This window comes from Roseibacillus ishigakijimensis, from assembly GCF_016595415.1.
Taxonomy (GTDB): Bacteria; Verrucomicrobiota; Verrucomicrobiia; order Verrucomicrobiales; family Akkermansiaceae; genus Roseibacillus; species Roseibacillus ishigakijimensis.
Map to the genome: position 1 here is coordinate 1 of NZ_JAENIO010000192.1, position 303 is coordinate 303.

Sequence of the window (303 nt, forward strand, 5' to 3'; positions counted from 1 at the left end):
TGAGGTGGACCCCGAAAATCGGGCCAGGGGTTAAGCGATAATTTTGGTGGTGAGGAACGGCGAAAAACGCCAAACCCAACCCCATAAAATGAAAGCCAAAAGAAGACGACACGACCCGGAGTTCAAAGCCCGGGTGGCCATCGAGGCCCTCAAGAACATCAAAACCACTGCTCAAATCGCGAAGGATTTTGACATCCATCCCGCGCAAGTTTCGGACTGGAAAAAACAAATGCTCGACGGTGCCGTGGAGTGTTTCTCCGCCGGGAAAAGAAAGAACTCCGAAGAGGCCCGGGAGGCCGAGAA

1 protein-coding gene is annotated in these 303 nt (G+C 53.5%); it reads left to right on the forward strand.

The window, feature by feature from the left end:
* Positions 1 to 88: 88 nt before the first annotated feature.
* A partial coding sequence (locus tag JIN78_RS17120) for a transposase (RefSeq protein ID WP_234038076.1) occupies positions 89 to 303 on the forward strand: 215 nt, incomplete at its 3' end.